The sequence below is a fragment of the Dyadobacter sp. CECT 9275 genome, from assembly GCF_907164905.1.
GTDB classification, from domain to species: Bacteria; Bacteroidota; Bacteroidia; order Cytophagales; family Spirosomataceae; genus Dyadobacter; species Dyadobacter helix.
On sequence record NZ_CAJRAF010000001.1, the window covers coordinates 909,313 to 930,973 of the forward strand.

Annotated in this window: 14 protein-coding genes; all 14 read right to left on the reverse strand. The window is 46.7% G+C overall.

The genetic code is table 11. From position 1 onward, the window contains the following. Positions 1-66: 66 nt before the first annotated feature. Entirely contained in the window at positions 67-2,295 is a 2,229-nt protein-coding gene (locus tag KOE27_RS03720; protein ID WP_215237497.1) for a HEPN domain-containing protein, read from the reverse strand. Positions 2,296-2,407: 112 nt separating this feature from the next. Then, on the reverse strand, positions 2,408-3,652 hold the full coding sequence (locus KOE27_RS03725) for a sulfate adenylyltransferase subunit 1 (protein WP_215237498.1): 1,245 nt from the start codon (positions 3,650-3,652) through the stop codon (positions 2,408-2,410). A gap of 74 nt (positions 3,653-3,726) precedes the next feature. Beyond that, positions 3,727-4,626 (reverse strand): sulfate adenylyltransferase subunit CysD, encoded by a 900-nt coding sequence (cysD, locus tag KOE27_RS03730; RefSeq protein ID WP_215237499.1) that lies wholly within the window; start codon positions 4,624-4,626, stop codon positions 3,727-3,729. Positions 4,627-4,680: 54 nt separating this feature from the next. After that, positions 4,681-5,382, reverse strand: coding sequence for a phosphoadenylyl-sulfate reductase (locus KOE27_RS03735; RefSeq protein WP_215237500.1), 702 nt, complete (start codon positions 5,380-5,382; stop codon positions 4,681-4,683). Between the two features lie 16 nt (positions 5,383-5,398). After that, on the reverse strand, positions 5,399-5,842 hold the full coding sequence (locus tag KOE27_RS03740; RefSeq protein WP_215237501.1) for a type II toxin-antitoxin system VapC family toxin: 444 nt from the start codon (positions 5,840-5,842) through the stop codon (positions 5,399-5,401). Further along, a complete protein-coding gene (locus KOE27_RS03745) occupies positions 5,839-6,183 on the reverse strand; it encodes a hypothetical protein (RefSeq protein WP_215237502.1) in 345 nt (114 codons plus the stop codon). The genes KOE27_RS03740 and KOE27_RS03745 overlap by 4 nt, the downstream gene beginning before the upstream one ends. 32 nt (positions 6,184-6,215) lie before the next feature. Further along, on the reverse strand, positions 6,216-7,403 hold the full coding sequence (locus KOE27_RS03750; protein WP_215237503.1) for a trans-sulfuration enzyme family protein: 1,188 nt from the start codon (positions 7,401-7,403) through the stop codon (positions 6,216-6,218). Positions 7,404-7,495: 92 nt separating this feature from the next. Next, positions 7,496-8,662 carry a sulfite exporter TauE/SafE family protein gene (locus KOE27_RS03755; RefSeq protein ID WP_215237504.1) on the reverse strand — a complete coding sequence of 389 codons (1,167 nt, stop codon included), beginning with the start codon at positions 8,660-8,662 and terminating at the stop codon, positions 7,496-7,498. A 191-nt stretch (positions 8,663-8,853) separates the two neighbouring features. Continuing rightward, a complete protein-coding gene (locus tag KOE27_RS03760) occupies positions 8,854-11,124 on the reverse strand; it encodes an FAD-dependent oxidoreductase (protein WP_215237505.1) in 2,271 nt (756 codons plus the stop codon). Positions 11,125-11,160: 36 nt separating this feature from the next. Further along, positions 11,161-13,242: a glycoside hydrolase family 2 protein gene (locus tag KOE27_RS03765; RefSeq protein WP_229252625.1), complete on the reverse strand. Its 2,082-nt coding sequence runs from the start codon at positions 13,240-13,242 to the stop codon at positions 11,161-11,163. 71 nt (positions 13,243-13,313) lie between these two features. Beyond that, a complete protein-coding gene (locus KOE27_RS03770) occupies positions 13,314-15,044 on the reverse strand; it encodes a sodium:solute symporter family protein (RefSeq protein WP_215237506.1) in 1,731 nt (576 codons plus the stop codon). A 51-nt stretch (positions 15,045-15,095) separates the two neighbouring features. Further along, positions 15,096-17,093: a sialate O-acetylesterase gene (locus tag KOE27_RS03775; RefSeq protein WP_215237507.1), complete on the reverse strand. Its 1,998-nt coding sequence runs from the start codon at positions 17,091-17,093 to the stop codon at positions 15,096-15,098. Between the two features lie 25 nt (positions 17,094-17,118). After that, the gene (locus KOE27_RS03780) at positions 17,119-19,698 is read right to left on the reverse strand and encodes a prenyltransferase/squalene oxidase repeat-containing protein (protein ID WP_215237508.1); all 2,580 of its coding nucleotides are present in this window, start codon (positions 19,696-19,698) and stop codon (positions 17,119-17,121) included. 155 nt (positions 19,699-19,853) lie between these two features. After that, the gene (locus KOE27_RS03785; RefSeq protein ID WP_215237509.1) at positions 19,854-21,656 is read right to left on the reverse strand and encodes an FAD-dependent oxidoreductase; all 1,803 of its coding nucleotides are present in this window, start codon (positions 21,654-21,656) and stop codon (positions 19,854-19,856) included. Between the last annotated feature and the right edge of the window lie 5 nt (positions 21,657-21,661).

A 21,661-nucleotide genomic window follows, 5' to 3' on the forward strand; every position in this document is an offset into this window, starting at 1 on the left:
GTGAAGATCTTCTTTAGAATTTCTGCGCATGATAGCGAATGGCTTGCCGCCGATCGCTATCAGCTACTAGCTGTCTTTACCAAAAGAAAGTTCCTGTAAGGCCGGTTCGCCGTTTTCAAGCAGTTGGGCTTCACGTGTGGAACGGACAAAATTTAAGAATTGCTCTGCAGTATCCAGGAAGTAACTTGCGAATTCTTCTGTTGGTTCAAACTTATTTATGCTGAAAGCAAGTGATCGGAAAGGTGTTTCTTCCGCATCGGGAAGTACAAACTGAGAGGGGGTTTCATATTTAAACTCCTTGCCAAAGTTACTTTCGAAATCATTGATAATGCCATACTGCGTATTGGTGGTTACGTCTTTGGTCATCAGCAGCCCTTTTGCCCCGGTAATCAACACGTTATACGCATGATAGATGGCATCAGCCCAGATACCCGACTCAAAGTTTTCTTTTGCCAGATTCAGTTTTTCCTGTCCCTCGGTGATCGTTGTAGCAACAAGGTCAACCAAAACGCTCGCACACTCACCCACACCAATTTCAGTTTTAAACAGTTCGTCATGATCCCAGTCGCGGTAATCGTCCTCCTGAAGGGTAGACAGGTCTGCGAGGGGTTTCAGAAGCTGGAAAAAATAGTTTTTGGTTTGCCGGGCGTAATATTGGTTAAAGTATTCACCATCGTATGCGTTAGCTTCGAAATCGGCAAATAGCATACGGAGCACTTCCGGGCCGCGTTTGGTCGGAACCTTGATCACCTTGTCGCCGATCAGCCCGATGCCATCGCCGGAAAATCCTCCTCCCAATAAAACCTGCAGAGCCGGAAGTACCAGTTTACCATTTTTTATTGAACTACCGTGGAACCCGATGTTGCAGGCATTGTGCTGTCCGCAGCCGTTCATACAACCACTGATCTTGATCTTGATATCCTGGTTGTAAATCATTTCCGGGAACTCGCTTTTCATCATATCTTCCAGTACACGGGTAATACCGTAGCTGCTGGAAATAGCGAGGTTACAGGTATCCGTTCCGGGGCATGTAGTGATGTCCATGGTACTGTCAAAACCAGGAGCTGCGAGCCCAAGGCTGTTTAGTGCATGATAAATGGCCACCAGGTCTTCGCCTTTCACAAATCGCAGGATATAACCCTGATTTACCGTCACACGGATGTCGTCGGCAGCATACTGACGGACGATGTCAGCCAGTTTACGAGCCGTATCAGAGCTCATATCTCCCAGTAAAACACGAAGCTGAACCGCGTACCAGCCTTTTTGTTTTTGTTCAAATGTGTTGGTTCTGAGCCATTTGGTAAAAATCTCCATATCGGCTCCTGAAATGCTCTCAGCAGCGATTTTCATGATTTCTTCTTCACTGACAGAAGGCCGGGGAGCGTGGTTTATTGACTCGGAAGCGTTTGTTCCAAACAGATCTTCCGGAATTGCAAAAACTTTATTTTTAACCGCAGTACGCTCCTCTGCTACCCTGGCCATCATTCCCTCCAGTCCCAGGTCGTTAAGAAGGAATTTCATACGTGCTTTATGACGGCGCACCCTTTCCCCGTAACGGTCAAAAACCCTCAGCAATGCTTCAATAAATGGGATCACATCTTTTTCTTCCAGGAACTCAAAGGCCGTTTGCGCAGAAAATGGCTGTGCGCCCAGTCCGCCGCCGATCAGCACTTTGAAACCTTTTACCGATTCACCTTTTTCGTTCACACCCATTTTGGCGATCAGCCCAACGTCATGGATGAATGCCAGCGCGGAATCTTTTTCGGAGGAAGAAACAGCAATTTTAAATTTCCTGCCCATATCCTGGTTGATAGGATTGCGGAGGAAATAGGTGAATATGGAATGCGTAAGCGGGGTTACGTCAAACGGTTCGTCGGGATCAATCCCGGCAACAGATGATGCCGTTACGTTACGGATGGTATTACCACAAGCTTCTTTTAAAGTAATTCCTGCGTCTTCCAGGTCCGCCCATAATTGAGGAGAATCGGAAAGTTTCACAAAATGCAGCTGTATATCCTGGCGTGTGGTGGCATGCAGGTTCCCGGTTGCAAATTTGTCGGAGGTATCAGCAATACGGACGAGCTGATCGGCAGTGATCCGACCGTATGGTAGTTTGATACGGATCATCTGTACTCCTGGCTGGCGCTGGCCATAAACACCGCGTGTCAGACGAAACTTGCGAAAAGCCTCTTCCGGAGTTTCTCCTGAATTGAATGCATTGATTTTGTTATTTAAATCAATGATATCCCGTTTTGCCACGGAAGATACTTTTTCTGAAATTACTAAATTACTCATGGTGAATGTATTCTTATTGCCTATCGGAATAGTATATTAACTCTTATCAGTTTCAAAGCGGCCAGAACTGTGTCGTCTATTCCGGCTGCGATGAATATCGTTTTAATCCTGCTTATTCAATCATACAAGCCCCTACAGTAATATTCGAGGTCTCATCTATAAGTATCGCAGCACCTGTTGCTCTGTTCTTCTGATAAGGATCGTAGGCAATAGGCTGCGCGGTCCGCAGAACGATTCTTGCTACGTCATTCAGTTTCAGACTTTCCACATCGTCCAGCTGCTCGTATGAGTTGATGTCGATCTGATACTCAATACTTCTTACCGAACATCTTGACCTGGCAGTTCCGTGCTGAAGTACATATTTACTTCCTGGTTTCAGTTGCTTTTTGTCATCCATCCAGCAGACCAGCGCTTCCAGGTCCTGGCTTACGATCGGCGAATTGTTAGCGGTAACAATAGTATCTCCGCGGCTGATATCGATATCGTCTTCGAGTAAGATCGTTACAGATTCAAGAACAGAGGCTTCCGTTCTTTCGTTTCCTCCAAACTCGATTTTTGCAATTTTTGATTCCTGTTCTGAGGGCAATACCCTCACTGCGTCGCCTTTGCGGAAGGTACCACTCTGTACCCTGCCGGCATATCCTCTGTAATCATGCAGTTCGTCTGTCTGGGGACGAATTACATATTGTACTGAAAAACGGCCGTCTTCCGTATTCTGATCTTTCAGAACATTTACTGTTTCCAGTACAGAGAGCAATGTTTCACCGGTATACCAAGGCATATTAACGGATCTGTCAACAATGTTATCTCCATTGAGCGCACTCACCGGGATGATGGTAAGGTCTTTGATGGAAAGCTTTTGCGCCAGTTCCTTATAAGCCCTGGCAATTTCCAGAAATGCATCTTCCGAATTGCCTACCAAATCCATTTTGTTGATTGCAACCACCACATGAGGAATACCCAGCATGGAAGCGATCAGCGAATGCCGGCGGGTTTGTTCAACCACACCGTGGCGGGCATCAACGAGAATAATAGCCAGGTCGGCGTTTGAAGCGCCGGTTACCATATTTCTGGTATACTGGATATGTCCGGGTGCATCAATACTGATGAATTTCCGGTTAGGTGTCTGAAAATATTTGTAGGCTACATCAATGGTGATTCCCTGTTCACGTTCGGAACGAAGCCCGTCGGTGAGTAAGGCCAGGTCAATTTCACCTGCATTGCGGGTTTTGCTTGCCCGTTCAATGGCTTCCATCTGGTCGGCCAGAATATTTTTTGTATCGTAAAGCAATCTGCCGATCAGGGTACTTTTACCATCATCAACGGAGCCTGCTGTTATAATTTTAAGTAAATCCACTTTTTATTGATTATGAATGAAGAATTAAGAATGAGAAATAAAAGGCAAACGCCATTTAACACAATCCTAATAGCTTAAAAATATCCTCCTTTTTTGCGGTCTTCCATAGCAGCTTCCGTCTGCTGGTCGTCGATACGGGTTTCACCACGCTCACTGATCCTCGAAACTGTGATTTCGGCTATAACCTCATCCAATGTGGCTGCGCTGGATTCAACCGCTGCGGTACAGGTCATATCTCCCACGGTTCGGAAGCGAACCTGGCGGGTTACGATCTGGTCTTCGGTATCTTTTTCAATAACCGGTGTATTGGCAAGCAAGCGCCCGTCACGCAGGATGAGCTCTCTTTCGTGCGCAAAGTAGATGGAAGGGAGGCTGATATTTTCTCTCTTCAGATAAGCCCATACATCCAGTTCTGTCCAGTTGGAAATCGGGAATACACGAACGTTTTCTCCTTTATGGATACGTCCGTTGAACAAATTCCAAAGTTCAGGTCGCTGACGTTTCGGGTCCCATTGGCCGAATTCGTCCCGGAAAGAGAAAATACGTTCTTTTGCCCTGGCTTTCTCTTCGTCTCTGCGTGCTCCGCCAATACAGGCATCAAACTCAAATTCTTCGATAGTATCAAGCAAAGTGAATGTCTGGAGCCAGTTACGGCTTGCGTTTTTTCCGGTGGGTTCTTTAAGCCCTTTGGCTTTAATGGTATCCTCCACATAGCGCACAATCAGCTTTGAGCCGGTTTTCTCCGCTAGTTCGTCCCGATAATTTATCGCTTCGATGAAGTTGTGGCCGGTATCAACATGAACGAGCGGGAAAGGTATTTTTCCGGGCGCAAAAGCCTTTTGCGCCAGACGTACCAGTGTTATAGAGTCTTTCCCTCCGGAGAAAAGCAAAGCAGGGCGTTCAAACTGACCTGCAACTTCACGCATGATGTAAATTGCCTCCGCCTCTAACTGATCCAGATAATCAAAATTCATATTCTCAATTTATTATTTACAAATTCATTGGCCACGGGCCGTTTTTAATCCAATTTACCTGGCGTGGAGCCCGCATTCTTTTTTTGATTCATCTTCCCACCACCAGCGCCCTGCGCGGAAATCTTCACCTTCCTGAATGGCACGGGTACAGGGTGCACAACCAATACTTACAAATCCTTTGTCGTGAAGCGGATTGTAGGGTATACCGTTCGATTTTACATATTGTTTTACCTCATCAAAAGTCCAGTCAAGAATGGGGTGGAATTTGATCAGGTCATGCGCTTCGTCAACTTCGAGCTTGGTCATAGCCTGACGGTTGCCCGACTGTTCCGCTCTGATACCCGTTACCCATATTTTGGCTCCTTTCAACGCACGGTTAAGGGGTTCTACCTTACGGATAAAGCAGCACTCCTTTCTGTTTTCTATTGAATCATAAAAGCTCAAAGGGCCTTTGGTACTTAAAAGGTTCTCTGCCGCATCTGTTTGCGGATAGTATACCTTTATTTTAGTGTCATAGCGGCTGTTGGTTTTTTGAAGGGTCATGTACGTTTCATTAAACATCCTGCCGGTATCCAAAGTAAATATGGAAATATTGAGGTTGTTTTTTAAAATGAAATCGGTAATAACCTGGTCTTCATATCCCAGACTGGTTGAGAATACGACTTCTCCAGGAAACAGATCAGCTAAAATGGCCAGTGCTTCCGTTTCACTTTTGCCGTCAATGGCTGCGTGTAATGAAGATATGCTTGTGTTCATGGTAAGGTATCAAATTTCAAATATCAAAATATGCAACCTGCAAGAAGTGCTTGTGCAGATGTTGAAAATCTTTGTCCGTCGTAATGAGGGTCGCATTTAACACACTGGTGATAGCGGCAATCCACAGATCGTTTTTACCCATATTACGAGCAGAATCGGCAAATGGTTTAGTGTCTAATTTTCCCTGGCTATAAGCATCAATTTCTGCATAGCGATTCACTATCTCATTTGTCATTTTATCAATTCTTACAAACTCATTTAGGTATATATCCAACTCTTGCCTTTTGATAATTCCCCATTTATTTTGTAATGCAAGAGACCTTAACTCTGCAACGACCATTGATGGTACAAATATGATTGATTGCTGATCAAATATTTTTAAACGGAATTCTATTAAACTCCAAACAGGGTGCTTTCTTAGATAAGCTAAAATGATATTTGTATCAAGAACATATCTCATTTTTCCAACTGGGAAAGCAATAAATCAAGGGGCTCCTGGATATCAATATTATCTCTTAGAGTTTCCATTCTTTGTTTACTTAATCCATTGTAATTTTGCTCTTTTATTAATTTATCAACCCACTCTCCGGTAGATTTATAATGATTATCTGGCTTTATTAACTCTTTTAAAGGATCGTCATCTGCCAGCGAACTATATAGTAATTCATTCATATCAACACTTGCTAGGTCCGTGGCTTGTGAAGACGTTAGGGCTCCCTGAAGATATAGTTGTCCGGCAATAGAAAGGAGCACTTTCTTTTTCTCGAATTCTTCTGGTATTCTGATCGTCAGAGTCTTCATGGATACATTAGGAATGACAATATAAACTGATTTTACTCCAATATATCACTTTTGACCGAAACTTCCACCGCATTGGTGAAATCCTCAATCAGGTCGTCAACGTGTTCAAGCCCAACGGAAATCCGGATCAAACCTTCGGTAATGCCAAGGGCCAGCTTTTCTTCTTCCTTCAATTTGGCGTGTGTTGTTGTATAGGGGTTGGTCACGATGGTACGGGTATCTCCCAGGTTAGATGAAAGCGTAGCGATTTCCAATGCCTTCATAAAACCAGAAACACGTTCAAAACCTCCGTCCAGTTCAATTGTTACTATAGCACCACCGCCTCTCATTTGTTTTTTTGCAAGAGCATGTTGCGGATGTGATTCCAGAAATGGATATTTCACCTGTTTTACATCCGGATGGTTATCCAGCGCCGTTGCAAGTTTCAAAGCATTGGAACAATGTTTTTCCATTCTTAATTCAAGCGTTTCCAAACTTTTACTCAGCACCCATGCATTAAACGGGGACATCGAAGGACCAGTTTGCCGGCAGAAAAAACGCAGTTCTTTGATATACTCTTTCTTACCAACGACAATACCTCCCAAAACTCTTCCCTGTCCATCCATAAACTTGGTTGCAGAATGTAAAACGAGGTCGGCACCGTAGGCAACCGGATTCTGGAGGGCGGGTGAAGCGAAGCAGTTATCTACGTTAAAAATAAGATTATGTTGCTTGCATATCTTTCCGATCATTTCAAGGTCAACCAGGTCCAGTCCGGGGTTTGACGGCGTTTCCAGATAGATCATCCGGGTATTGGGCTGAACAGCCGCTTCCCATTCTGCCGCCGTAGCGGTAGCATCCAGATAAGTGTAAGTGATGTTCCACTTGCTGAGTATCTGCGTGATGATCTGGTGTGCGGAACCAAAAAGCGCACGACAGGCAAGAATATGGTCTCCGCTTTTGAGCAGGGCCGCCATACTAGCAAAAACCGCAGCCATGCCGGTAGCCGTAGCTACACCATCTTCACAATCTTCCAGGATACAGACTTTGTCAATAAATTCCTGCACCGTCGGATTGGAAAAACGACTGTATAAATTACCCTGCTCTGTTTCTTCAAACAGCGCTTTACCTTGTTCAGCACTTTCAAAAGAGAAACTGCTTGTCAGGAATAACGGAGTGGAGTGCTCACGGTAATGGGTTTTTTTTGTCTGCGTTCTTACTGCCTTGGTTTGCTTTCTCATTTTTTGGGCTGATAGCTATAAGCTGTGAGCTTTTTTTAATTGATACGTTACTTTTTCCTGATGTGAAGTATCCTGATACTTCCGGGGCTATACTAAAAGATAACCATATAGATGATCCTTAAACTGACGATAATGACAATGGTGCCCACCATAATCATCATTGTTTTTACGGGCAGTTTTCTGGAAAGACTCGCCGCAATAGGAGCGGCAACCATTCCACCCAGTATCAGTCCTAAAACCACCTGCCAGTGCGAAAATCCGATCAGGGTGATGAAGGTTACCGAGCTGGCCAGTGATACAAAAAACTCCGCCAGGTTAACCGACCCAATGGTGTACTTTGGATGACGGCCTCTGGCAATCAATGTGGATGTTACGATGGGTCCCCAGCCTCCTCCGCCAATGGAGTCCAATGTGCCGCCAGCCATGGCCAGCCATCCTATTTTCCTGATCGGGCGTTTTTCAACACGTTTCTTTAACGCTTTCTGAATGATAAGAATTCCCAAAATGAGGGTATATACAGCAACAAGCGGTTTGATAATGTAAATATATTGTTCCAGAGACGACAGCAGGTAAGCACCGGTAATGGCTCCGAGGACTCCCGGGAAAAGGATTTTCTTGAAGAGTTTGCTGTTTACATTCCCAAACTTCAAGTGCATGTAACCCGAAACGCCACTCGTGAAAATTTCGGAAGAGTGTACGCTGGCACTAACCGCCGAAGGAGGTACTCCCAGGGTGAGCAAAAAGGTGGCAGCGGTAACCCCATAGGCCATCCCAAGCGCTCCGTCGATCATCTGGGCTACAAAACCTCCCAATACATAATAGAAGAATTCTTCGTTCAGTTCAAGCTCGTTCCAGAGTACCGAAAGCCTGTCGTAGGTAATGTAGGTAAAAATCAGGTGGCCAATTACCATGAGAGCAATGGCCGCAAATAGGTTTACACCTATTTCTGTCCGGCTGCGTTTGCGCAAAGTGGCTGCCCATATTTTCTGCTGAACGGTTTCCCAGGTCAGCTTTGTTTTTGTATCATGTTGAGAAGTTGAAACGACATCAATAGGAGCCTGAGTCTGTTTGAAGAAGATGTCGTCCGACTCCTCCGGAAGATCACGAAGAAATACTTTATTCCCGTTCTTTCTAGCCAGGGCAGCAAGTCGCCTATCTTCCTCAGGATCACCACTCGCAATGATTGCCACAGGATGTGTCTCCCATACTTTGGATTCAGCCGTGTGAGGGGTGGGCAAAGCGTTCGCGTCTTCCTTCAAGTCTATAAAGTATAGTATTATTATAGAGTAAATCCTTACTAAAAATAGCAAACACGGGGTCTGCTATTTTTGACGCAAAGGTAAAAGTAATTTATTAACTTTCAAAGGTAAAGCCGGAAGAAGGGTACCACGCACGCCTGCTTCCGGCCTCTGAGTCTGATGCAAATGGTTATTTTTTCAGACAGCTTCGTCTAATAACAACGTACTTCAAATAAGGAAAGAGGAACATGGCCGCTGCTGCCTTTAAGGCAGACTTTAAGCTGCTGGGTAAGTACAGGTTTTTCCAGGAAAACGGATCTGCGGCTTTGGTGATTTTCGGTGATTGCAGCAAGTACTTCGTCGTTGCAATTGGTAATAATGATATCCGTTGCGCAAAAAGGCATCACCGTTTCGGGGTGGACGTAAATAACATTTTCCATCGGATGGTCGTAATCGGTATCGAATACCAGCTCAATTTGTCTGATTTCCTCGGGTTTGTCCCAGGTAATGGTGATTTTCGGATCTCTGTCTGCAAAATCCGAAACCCAGGCATTGGGCTTTTCTATGGGTCGGTTAGAGCCGTTTACCAGATTTTCAGTCCCGAAAAATTCAATCGCTTTGTCCAGTTTAAACGCGAGATTCCGGCCATTGGGGCGGCGTTGCGGGCACCAGAATTCAAAAGTATCCACCCCTATATCTTCGGTTGGTTCTTGTTTTCCATAATTGGATACCGCCGGGTTGGTAGCGTTGAAAACGGTAAGCAATCCGGTAACCCGCTTCTCACTGTACTGTAACCTGATATTTTCATTTTTCATGAAACAGACAAAAGCATAACAGTGCTCATCGAAGACGGAAGTCCAGTCAAGTGTAATGGCATGTTTCCCTACAGGTAGCATTATCCTTTTGGTCTCAAGTGTTACGTCCGGCGTATGGTTGAACGACTTGCTGCTTTTTCTTAATTCTACCACCAGTTCTGTTCCTGTGAGGGCCTCAATCTGCACGGTCATGGCGGGTATAGCACCCTTGACCGGGAGCATTTGGGCCACGGAATGCTTAATGGTTTCCCAATGGTCTGAGCCGGGCAATCCGGATAACCTCAAAGTGGAGGACGCCGTGATGGAGGCCTTTGAAACAAGGTTGTCGGTGTCGCTAACTTTTACCTGAGGCAAATACGATCCGGAGCGGTAAAGCTCCAGCTGTAATTCCTGCAAATGCTGCTGTCCTACTTCCCGTGGGCTGCAATTGTATTTTTTACATAAAGCAGCAGCTACGGCTACGGCTTGTCCCGTTGTTGCACTGGTCGCCATCACGCGGGTGGAGGCAAACGCCACATGGGTGGCGCTGATGATACGTCCAGCTATAAAAAGATTATTGATATTACGGCTATAAAAACAGCGGTAAGGAATAGGATAAACACCTTTGCTATGCCACTGATTACAGCCCGACTGGTCGCTATATACCCCGTCGGCGGGGTGTAGGTCAATACTCCATCCGCCAAAAGCGACGGTATCCTCAAAGGCTTTTTGTTCAACTATATCCTGCTGTTTAATCATATAGTCGCCTTCAAAACGGCGACTTTCCCGTTTGCCCGGAATGGTACCTACCCATTCCAGGGTCATATTTTCAGCTTCGGGAAATTCGCCCGAGTTTTTGATATAATTCCAGGCGCCATAAACGACTTTCCACAATTCCCATTTAATTGTTTCGGTATCATGCACGGTATCCAGCCTTCCACCGAACTCCAGCCACCAGAGCCGGCAACCGAAATCTTTGGGGTTAAAAGTTTTGTAACGGGGTATCTGGGTGATATCCTGCAGGGCAAATGATGGTGGCGTAAACTTTACCGGCCTGCCGATATCCTTGGAATAGAAATACATGGAATGTCCCAGTAGTTCACCGTAGGCCTTGTCCGGAGCAAATTTCTCACCAAATTCTTCGAGAGCCTCGGCACCCATCCTGAAAGCCGCTCCGGAAAGAAAGCCGACAATCCCATCGCCGGAGGCGTCGCAAAATAACGGAGCAGAAAGACTATACTGTGTACTGTTCTGGCTGCAAAAGGCATGTACCAGTGAGATTGTCTCTGCATCTTTTTTGTCCAGATCATATACTGCGGTATTCAGTAAGAGCGTGATGTTTTTTTCTTCCACCACTTTTTCCAGCAGCACCGTATCAAATATCAGCGGGTTACCATCCGGATTACGGTTGATGTTTTCCAGCAATATCTCATCCACCACGCCTGTTTCTCTGGCCCAGCGGTTATTGTTGCCCATGTGTGAGGTAGCACCTAAAATCCATAGCCTTACCTCACTGGAGGTGTTGCCGCCCAGTACGGGCCGGTCCTGCACCAGTATAACTTTTACTCCCTGCCGTGCCGCCGTGATCGCCGCACATGTGCCGGTCAGGCCACCTCCCACAATGACCAGATCGCCATTCAGGGAAATGGACTTAGGAGTTCTTTTGAAAGCTGATTCTTCTTTTATCATGATAAATATTCTTAAAGCACTTGTAGTCAGGAGTGATTATTTCAATTCGGTACGGGTTTCCGTAACCAGAAAACCCGTTGGTTTGTAAATTTTTAGCACTATGTTTTTATCAAAACCCTTTACCGGAATGTTCAGCTCTTTGCTCTCTCCCGGTTTCATGGCTGGAATAGAGAATTTGCTGTTTCCTGCCTCCAAAACATAACCGCTGGTTTCATAAGCCGGGAAGTCTGCCCGGGATCTGATCAGTAATTTTAGCTGATGAATACCTTCCGTCCCCGTTGTAAAACCGGTTTTTTCAATAGTCAGGACGGCCATTTCTTTTTGATAGGTTTGATAGGCAGGACGAAGGCTGCGGTCCGGGCGGACAATTCCCCAGGGACGGTAGCCATTGGGGTTACTCAGAAAGTGCCGGCTCCGATAGTCGTTATAACTCCACCAGGAAGCGCCGACTACGAAGGGGCGTTTGCGTACTTCGGAAACCACATCAGACACGTGTTTGGCCTGATTTACTTCACTTTCATTAAAATGATGAACGTCTGTCCTGGGTTTCTCATACCAGAATTCCGTCTTGTCATCTGCTCTTACCCCCCATTCACTTACCAATATGGGCTTGTCGGGATACAGTTTATGGATGTGGTCCAGTGTTTTGGCATGGCCTCCGTAAATATTGGCGCAGACAATGTCAACATACTGACTGGCTTCGTCCTCAGGCTTTGCCGGCAGGATATTAAGGCGCATGGAAGCGAAAGTGTAGAGGCGGGTCGGATCCAGTTCACGTGCATATTCAATCATGTCTTTTGTCCATCTCTGGCCTTCGGGAAGTTCGGATAAATACTCGTTACCTACGCTGTATGCAATCACACTCGGATGGTTCCAGTCTCTTTCAACCATTTCCTTAAACTGCTGCCGGAAATGCGCCCTGATGGTATCATTTTCCATCTGCCGGGGAGTAAGCTGCCAGTTTCCCGCTTCCGTGATGATGAGCATGCCATAGCGGTCGGCCAGGTTATAAAAGTTCTCGGAAGGGGTATAGTGGGTGAGGCGCTGAAATTCCATACCCGCCTCCTTCATCAGACGGAAATCTTTCTCCACCAGCCAGTCGGGTTCAAGAGATCCGAGGCCTGGATGGTCCACTACGCGGTTCCCTCCGGCAATGCGCATGGGTTTGCCATTCAGGAGTAACTGTGCATTTTTTACTTCAACCTTTCGTATACCGAAATGACTGCGAATGGTGTCTGATCCTGTAACGGCTGTTAGCTGATACAAATGAGGGGAATCAAGATTCCATAATTTGACTTGTGCAGTAGCGAGGGCTGCCTCATATTCGATTACAAGCGTTTGTCCGGGACTGATAACCGGGGTATGATGTTTCCAGTTCAATGGAATATTTTTCCCTTCCAGGGTAATGCTTAATGCGGTTTTGGGAGATACCGCCTTTTGAGAGGCATTACGGATCCGCAATTTTGTCTTTAAGGAAGCAGTGCCTTTCTGCAAATCAGGAGTGGCCTCAATTTTGAGATTCTCGGCATATACTTCGGGCTTCACCGTAAGGTATACCGGCCGGACAAGGCCTCCATAGTTCATCCAGCCATTAAAAGGATCGTTAACCCGGTTGTTGTCCTTTGCTCCCGGAATAGTACCCGGCTGCCAGGTATCATTGTTTACCGAAAGGGCCAGTAAATTGTCTCCTTCCTTTAAAAAGTCTGTAATGTCGAAGCTGAAGGGTGTGTAACCGCCTTCATGCTGTCCTACCTTCTGGTTATTAAGCCAGACAGAAGATTTATAAAAAACCGCATCAAAATGGAGTATGATCCGTTTTCCCGGCGATCTCTTCCACACAAAGGGCTTGCGGTACCATACGGTTCCGGTAAAAAACTGAAAACGGGGATCTGTGGAAAAACAATGCGGAACGGTAACCTTATCAAACCTTGTGTTTTTATCGAGCTGGTCTGAATACCAATTTCCATTTATTCCCATGTTGGCAGGGTCGAGGGCAAAAGACCATTCACCATGTAAGGGGATTGCCTCGGCCTGGCCGATGGTATACTGTGCCAGCGCTACCCGATATCCGAAGAAGAAAAAGGCTACGATCAGAAGGTGAAATTTAGAATTCATCATGAAGGTGAAACAATTCGTTTTAATTTTTTTTGTTTAAAACAGGTATGATTAAATGGCTATTCCCTAGGTTATCAGTGATCTGAATTGATGACTTTCCCGGCAGGCCGCTCTTCTGATCCTATTTTTATCTTCTGCGCCGCCCTGAAAGGGATTAATGCCGATATTAAAATCACAACGCCTATGGTCAGGGTTACGGCTGCGCCTGACTCTGCAAAAGAGCTCAATATGAATAACATAATTGCGGTAAAGGCAAGCGCTCCGGCAATTACCTTCATGCCAAACCGGTTCTGAAGTTTGATTTCCAGTACTTCTTCCTGAGAAATTTCCTGTAATGCATTCACACGTTTTTGTTCACGGGATATCACATAATTACCGTATTCGTCAGCCGTTATCCCTCTGTATCTGGCCCAGAGTTCATAGGCCAGCAACAGTAGCAGCGGCAATCCTACCCCTACTATCGTTTCCATCCCTCTTGAGAGTTTAAAATCCAGCAGAAGCGGGGAAAGTACTTTGAAGAACAGGTTTACCGAAAGCCCGATACCCGACACCCATAAGGTGGTTTTACCCGTCAGCCGTCTGGAGAAAAGTGCCCAGATCGGCGGTGCTAGTAAAGGTCCCCCGGATATGGCCGAGATACTCAGTACCACTTCCACTATACCTCCCGCCGCCGGAACGAGCAGCGCAATTCCGATCATACCCAGGCCAAAAAACCAGGAGGAGCCACGTGCTACGCGTATCAGCTGGCGGTTGGTGGCGCCGGGGTTCATCAATCCTTTGTAAATGTCATTGGTGAAAACTGCCGACACTACATTGAGGGCCGTGTTGGCACTGGCAGATGTGGAGAAGTACATACCCGTGAGCATAAGTCCTAATAAACCAGGAGGAAGCACCAGTTTGCAGATCATCAGGTACGCATTTTCAGTGTCAAGGCCCGTCAGTGCAGGATTAAGGGCTTTGTAGATCATGGGAGGAAACATCCAGATCACCGGGCTGATGAGGTATAATCCAGCAAAGAGATAAGCTACCTTACGCGCAGACTTTTCACTGTCAACACTGGTATAACGCTGTACCATGGTCCAGTTTCCGCCGATGTAGCAGATGTGATAAATAACAAAGGCAAGGACAAACCCGATCGTATATTCGCCATTGAGCAGGTTGAAAAAATCGTCCGGTACATGGCTGACAAAGCCGTCCCAGCCGCCTACCCGGTCAAAAGACAAAGGAAGCAGGATAAAAACAGCTGCGGAGAGTACTACAAACTGAAGAATGTCAGTCACCATCACTGCCCACAGCCCCCCGACGGCCGTATAGGTGATCATAAATAGCCCCAAGCCTATGGTACAAGGTATAAGGGGCAGATCCAGCGAGGCACTCACCAGGCGAGCAACCGGATACAGGACAGAGCCTTTGATGAAGATTGAAACAAGTGTAAAAATGAAGATGTACACCTTCTGAACCTGCAGGCCCAGGCGTTCCCGGATGAATTCGGCAGCTGTGAGCGCACCGGTCCTTTTCCACCTGGGAGCCAGATATAAGGCGGTAATCAATGCTCCGATGCACATGGTCCACTGAATGGTTATTGCCACCCAGCCATGTTTGTAAGCGATTGACCCCCAGGCAACGAAGGTGCCTGCGGAAAAGAAACTCATAAAAAGGGAGAGGCCGCCAATAAACCAGGGAACAGCTTCCCCCCCTGCAAAAAAGGATTTTAAGTTTCGGCCGGTACGGGCAAAAAGCATCCCGATACCCAACACAAAAGCTGAGAAAACGACAATAACGATGGTATCTATGGTACTGTTCATTTGAGTCTGAACCGCCGGTTATTAAATGCCGTCGGGTTTTTACTGGGTTATTTAATTGTTGGGCTGGTAAGGGCTGTCGGTTCTGAAGGGGCTGGCAGGAAATCCTTCGGTATTGTAAAGATTGGCGCCATTGCTTTCCAGAGGGCTCGCGGCCCAGGCATAACGGACCGCCCGGGGAACGGATATCTGGTCGTTCCAGACAATCACCTCATTGCCTTCGATCCGGGCATTGGCCCACACGAATTTCCCGTCACCTCCGGCAATAGCAAATCCTTTTAATGCTCCGTTTCTGGTTTTGAGTCCGTTGGCGGCATAGCGGAATCTGATACGGATACTTTTGCCTTCCGTTAACATGGAATCGTATAAAGGAGAAGTTTGCAGGCTGCTTTCACCATAGGTTGTTCTTTTTGCCTCTGCCGCCATACGCTGACCAACCTGCTGCTTATATACAGGGTGTACATCATAAGGATTTCCTACGTCGTACGTTACGGCCATACCGGTTTTTGAGATTTTCAATGCCGACTCCTGCGCTTCCCTTAGCTCAGCCCAGGTTGACTCCACAGGATTGTTTGTCAGCGCGCCATAACCTGAAAGCTGCGTGATCAGGAATGTCAGGTCTGGCTGCTTAAATTGTTTCCGCCAGTCCTCAATAAGCAGCGGCAGAAGTTTACGATATTTCCCGGCTTCCGAAGTATTAGCTTCGCCCTGGTACCACAAAAAGCCTGTCAGTCCCAGATCATGAAAAGGAGCAATCATGGCATTGTAAATCACCGAAGGCATTCTTCTGTTAGCAGCGGGGTCGGCTGGTTTAGCCGGGTATTCCGTTATTTTCAGCGAACTCCTGAACTGCCATTCTCCGGACAGCGGGACGATCAAAGGGTTTTCGGATTCCACCATTTCCTGCAGACGCAAATCAATCGCATGACGGCTGGTGAAACCACCGGGCCCGCCAGTGTTCTCGAGACGGATAGCTACCAGGTTGGTACCTTCCTTCACTAATTCTCCCGGAACGACGTAGATCCTTCGCCCAGGTTGCCAGGTTCCTTTGCCTATTTCAATACCGTTAAAATAAGTTATATCAAAATCCTTCAAGGTTTCCAGATTCATCAGAAGTGGCTTGCCTGCCAGGGAAGCAGGGATATTAACCTGCTTGCGCAGCCAAACCAGGCCATCGAAATCGGGAAGTCCGTTGTTTTCCCAATAATCGGGAGCCACCAGTGTTTTCCAGTTTTGAGCCTTGTCGGCAGAGGTATACCATTTTTCTGTAAAGCCCGGGTCCTGCTTTTCCAATGCTTTTTGCCAGAACTGCATATCGTGTGCATAGGTTTTCTGACTGGCTTCAATGGTTTTTTGAGCGCGCATTTCGGGAGATAAGGTGGCGGCCAGTTCTTTGAAGTCGGGGTGCTGCTCCATACTTGCCAGACTGATCCACGGTTCAATGGCAGTTCCGCCCCAGGAGGTATGTATGATGCCGATAGGGATATGCTGAGACAGGTGAATATCTCTTGCAAAAAAATACGCAACTGCTGAAAATGATGCGGTGTTTTGCGGTGTACACATTTGCCAGGCAGCCGGTGAGGTGTTGTCAACAGGTTCCGACCGGATTTCTTTGCTTACCGTAAAGGATCTTATCTGGGGGAAATTGGCATTTTTAAGTTCATACGGTGCATTGAATACCTGTTTTACGGTCCACTCCATATTGGATTGGCCGGAACAAAGCCATACATCGCCGATCAGGATATTTTTTAAGGAAAAGGAACTGTCTGAGTCAATTTTCAGCTCGTAGGGTCCGCCGGCCTCCTTTGCTGAAAATGTTACAGCCCATTTCCCGGTTGGCTGTGTTTTAACCTTTTTGCTTTCTCCCCCGAAACTCGCCGAGAACGTAGAGCCGGGCAGGGCATTTCCCCAGAACTTTATTGGTTTCTGCCGCTGCAAAACCATATTGTCGCTGAAAAAATAAGGTAATGTAATCCTGTTTTCTGCCCATGTGTACTGCAGCAAAAGGAAGCAGAGCAAAATAGTGGTGAATATTCTTTTGGCCGATACCATTTTAAAACTCAATTTTTGATCACAACTATTCAAAAGTAACGGTGTAAGTTTCTATCCCGAAGCCCGGCAGCTGATAGGAAACCGAGGTTAAAGAGTTGGATACAGATTCACCCGTAGCTGTTTTGCTGATACGCTTTATCTTTTTTCCCGCAACCCATTTCTCAGCTTGTAAGGAGATCTTCCCCTCACTCGGTTGTGCGCGGTTGTTGAGCAGGATAATATATCCCTGATGATTTTGCTGGTTTTCGGCCAGTATGTAATCCACCACAGGCTGATTGTCCGAAATAAACCCTTCCCGGATGACGAGGCTGGCCTTTTTGCCAAAAACGCTTCCTGCTTCGAAACCATAGGTCTGATGCGGACCTACCTTGGGCGTCACGAATCCTCTGGGGAAAGATACTTTACCGGCTGACCTGAGTGCTGCTTCTGACAGCAGGTAGTCGGTTATCCAGCCAATCTGCCACCAGGCGTGGTGCGGGTAGGGGCCTGCACCTCTGTTCATGGCCTGCCAGTAATAAGAGGCAACGCTGGTTTTACTATCCACAAATGCATGGCGGCCAATGGCGGCAGCCCGGGCCATATCAGCAAACATTTTTTCGCCTGTAAGCCCGGCCATGCGGATGAACATGCCCGCATGGCTGGCCAGCTGAATTGGTCCAAGGCGCGTGGCAGATCCGAAAATACCACCGTGTTCAAAGCTTAAACCACTCTGGCTAATTTCCCAATCTTCTCTCTTTGTACCATTAACTGTTTTTAAACTATGATTTGCAATCGGGTGTGTATAGACTGATGCCGTATAAATCCTGGCGCAGATGATGGCCGCTGTTTTGTATTTTTCCTCTTTTGTAATATCGTATAAATCCAGAAAAGCCTGAGCCGACTGGCCGGTTGCGAAGTCAGGAGCATATCTTGCGTCGCCACAAACACCCAGGAAGGAACCTGTTTCAACCGCATTTTTGATGAGCCACTCTGCTCCCTTTTTTGCGGCGGCCAGGTATTTTTCTTCTTTTAAAATTCTGTGAGCCACCAGCAAGCCGTAAAATGTTGGTCTTACATCCTTAATATCTGTAAACACTTCCTTTTCAGTTTTCCTGTCATAGGCAACAGCAAAGCTGCCATCTGGTTTTTGCCAACTTAACAGCCGTTCGGCGCCAAGCTGCAGCCTTTCTTTCAGCTCTTTATTCTGGGGTTCAAACAAAAGCATGTTCCCCACATCCAGCATTACATAATAGGTAAGTGCAATAGGTTCCACTACTTCGCCCCATTCCTCCACGAACTTTTTGCTTTTCGCGAGATAGTACTGCCCTTCAACCGCTCCTTTAAAAAAGCCGTTGTCTGTTTGCTGCTGAACCAGTTTGAAGTTTTGGGCCGGGGGTAATACTTTTTCATTCAATTCATTGTCTCCTGTTGCTGCGGCAAGCATCCACATAGCACCGTAATCGGAGTTTTTCATCGCATCTTTGTTGGAACCTACTACACCGCCAAGATAGGATTGCGCACCTATTTGCCGTCCCTTATATTCTTCGATGTTCCAGAGTGACGTTTTGGGATTGGTGAGGTAATGATGCATTTTTTCAACCCGGTCCGTGAGTGATTGTGTACTTTGGCGAAGCGCAAGGGTCTGGTCAAATTTATAAATATCGTTGGCAGCATGTTTCAAAGCACTGAACCAATCTTCGTTGCTGAGGCTGAATCGGAAGGAGTAGGTCAGTGTTTCTCCCACCTCTCTTTTGGATTTATCTTCTCCTAAAACCGGGTAATATAATGTTGGGGATAACTGCGCTTTCCGATTCATGTGTGACAAGCCTATGAACCAGTCGGTTTGTGTGATTTTGTCCTTTGCCCAGGGATCGCGTGCCAGACCGGGGTCTGGTATTACGCTCAGGGTGATCCCGCTTTTTGAACTTACCAGAGGAGATAGCGTGCTTGCGCATCTTTCGCGGTAAACTACCGGGCGGTCAGGAATGCCGTGACCGTAGGCATAAGCCAGGGCGAAGTTTTTCTGCATGAAATTGCCCTGAAAATAACCAGGAACAGATACCCACGACATCTTTTCGACGGGTAAGTAACCCAGGGTAGGGGATGCGAGTGAGAAGTACCCGTTCTTTTTTGGAACCAGTTTCATCGTAACCCTGATATCGGTGGGGTACTCGGGGTCCAGTTTCCAGGTTCCGGTGATGGTTGAGGTTTCCGTTTCTTTTTTAAATTCAAGCCCGTCTTTTTGTACCACTACCTCCGAAGGCATAAATTGAGAAACCTCTCCAGCCTTATTGAGGGATACTTCTGTGGTACTTTCCTTCCATTGCAGCTGCTGATAATGATAGGCATCCTCGGGAAACTTACCGCCGGTGATTTTCTCAAAGGTTTCTTTTGGTTCAGCAGACGGCTTTGTATCTGTGTAGAGTAGTGTATATTCACCTGAGGGTACTGGGCCGCTTATCCATTTTCCGTTCTTCCTGACCTGGATTTTGCTGATCGCCCAACCGTTTTTTCCAGATAACCACTGGACTTGGATATGATCATTGGCAAGACTTACCGGTTTGTTTTTTTGAGCCTGAAGCCCTGAGGAGAAAACCAGGAGAAAGAGTATTGTTAATCTTTTCATTTTGTATTGATTATACGGCACCGGAACGGTGATAAATGGTTTTTAGCAATTTTACCCGTATCTCTGATGAGCCAATCGGAACATATTCCGGCTTGCACAACCAGAAATACAGGTAAATGAGATAAGGTGGTTTATCTCAAACAATATTGATTTGATTAAGGTTGTGCCGGTGCACTTTCTCCTTTAATGATTGCCATTAACTCAGGCAGATGATCCTGATATATTCCTCTGGGTGTTGTTTTATATTTCTTGGTCAAATAAGCGGCAAAACCCACTACCTCGCCCATCATACCGCAGGTACGCATCACACGGGTACTTCCGAAAGCAACGTGTGTGGTGCTGATGTTCCGGCCTGCCATAAAGAGGTTCTGGATATTTTTAGAATACAAGCAGCGGTAAGGGATGGTGTAAGGTGCCACCTTGATGTGCTTGGTACCCGCAAAAAATTCCTGCCCTTCAAAATACTTACTGTTCTTTGGATCCGGGAAATGGAGGTCGATCGTCCAGGTGGCAGTAACGGTACCATCCGGGTAAAATTTGCCTTCCTGAATATCCATCTGGTTAAGCACGTGGTCGCCCATGAGCCTGCGCGACTCCCTTTTACCTCCAATGTAGGCTACCCAGGCCAGTTCGCGTTTTGCGTATTTTGCCTTTTTCTGATTTTTAAGATAGGACCAGTTTCCATAAATGGCTCTCAGGTTATGGTCGCGGATCTGCTCAGCCTGTGTAATGGTATTGAAGTTGCCAAAGCCGGTTTCCCATTCCCAGTCGGCTTTATCTTTGTCGATATGGTATTCATCTGAAAACTGGATGGCCCAGGGAGTTTCCGGAAAGGACGATACCGTATCTCTTTCCAGAGAAGCCCACAAGTTGGAAGTTCCCAATGTGAAATCGTCGGATTTATCTCCCGCCAGCGACTCACCCGTTTCGGCTTTGCTTTCGCGGCCCATCCTGAAATCCGCACCGGCCAGAAAACCTACCGTACCGTCGCCAGTACAATCCGAGAAGAAAGAACCGGAGAACCTGATTTCCTGATTGGTGGCGATATCTCTTCCCACCACTGCGGTAATAATGTCCTGTTCTTTTTCAACTTTGTAAACATAGGTATTCAGGAAAAGCGAAATATTGCTTTCGGCTCTCACGATCGCCAGCTTGCGGGCATCACCGTATTCTTTGGCATCAGGATTTCCGTTTCCGGGATCTCCGTTGTCCATTTCACGTACAATACGGCCCAGTTTAGGGTAATGATTTTTATCAATATCACCCATTAAATGTACACGTATCTCGGAGCTGTTGTTCCCGCCAAGAACCGGGCGGTCCTGTATCAAAGCCACTTTCAGGCCCATTCTTGAAGCGGAAATGGCATTGCAGGTCCCTGCTATACCACCGCCAACTACCACCAGATCAAATTGTCCGGCTTCTTTTGGTTTATCAGTCAGGTTTAATTGTTTTTTTCGGAATGTGGTGAGTTCTTCAGGTTTGTTAGGAGGTGTGAATTTTGGCGTGTTGGTAAACAATATGGCGTCGCAGCGGCCATTAAAGCCCGTAAGATCTTTGAGCGCCAGTTTTGCCTCTGTCCCTCTAATGTCAACGTCTCCGCCGTCATACCATTTCCATTCGTCGGAGCCGCTTTCACCGAAAACCTGGTTTGTGGCTTTTCCGTCAATCAGCACCTGAAATTTTCCTGGGCCTTTGGGGAACGGTGCCCAGTCTTTGGTGCGTACCCACATCCGGTATTTGCCGGGTTTAGGAAATTTAACAGTAGTAGAAGCGTCTTTTACCGGGCGGCCCATGCCATGTGCCATGATATACGAAGAGCCCATCACGGCATAGGACTGCTGGTCTATCACCCAGCCGCCTTTGTCTCCAAAGGATTCAGTTTCTACAAACACATGGTTTTGCGCCGAGAGTTGCACACACAAGAGCAATGACAGGAGCAAGGTAAGATTAATTTTCATGAGAT

Coding starts and splice junctions, on each gene's coding strand:
- KOE27_RS03720 (WP_215237497.1), bottom strand. CDS start 2,295: ATGAGTAATTTAGTAATTTCAGAAAAAGTATCTTCCGTGGCAAAACGG.
- cysD (WP_215237499.1), bottom strand. CDS start 4,626: ATGAATTTTGATTATCTGGATCAGTTAGAGGCGGAGGCAATTTACATC.
- KOE27_RS03735 (WP_215237500.1), bottom strand. CDS start 5,382: ATGAACACAAGCATATCTTCATTACACGCAGCCATTGACGGCAAAAGT.
- KOE27_RS03740 (WP_215237501.1), bottom strand. CDS start 5,842: ATGAGATATGTTCTTGATACAAATATCATTTTAGCTTATCTAAGAAAG.
- KOE27_RS03745 (WP_215237502.1), bottom strand. CDS start 6,183: ATGAAGACTCTGACGATCAGAATACCAGAAGAATTCGAGAAAAAGAAA.
- KOE27_RS03750 (WP_215237503.1), bottom strand. CDS start 7,403: ATGAGAAAGCAAACCAAGGCAGTAAGAACGCAGACAAAAAAAACCCAT.
- KOE27_RS03760 (WP_215237505.1), bottom strand. CDS start 11,124: ATGATAAAAGAAGAATCAGCTTTCAAAAGAACTCCTAAGTCCATTTCC.
- KOE27_RS03765 (WP_229252625.1), bottom strand. CDS start 13,242: ATGATGAATTCTAAATTTCACCTTCTGATCGTAGCCTTTTTCTTCTTC.
- KOE27_RS03770 (WP_215237506.1), bottom strand. CDS start 15,044: ATGAACAGTACCATAGATACCATCGTTATTGTCGTTTTCTCAGCTTTT.
- KOE27_RS03775 (WP_215237507.1), bottom strand. CDS start 17,093: ATGGTATCGGCCAAAAGAATATTCACCACTATTTTGCTCTGCTTCCTT.
- KOE27_RS03780 (WP_215237508.1), bottom strand. CDS start 19,698: ATGAAAAGATTAACAATACTCTTTCTCCTGGTTTTCTCCTCAGGGCTT.
- KOE27_RS03785 (WP_215237509.1), bottom strand. CDS start 21,656: ATGAAAATTAATCTTACCTTGCTCCTGTCATTGCTCTTGTGTGTGCAA.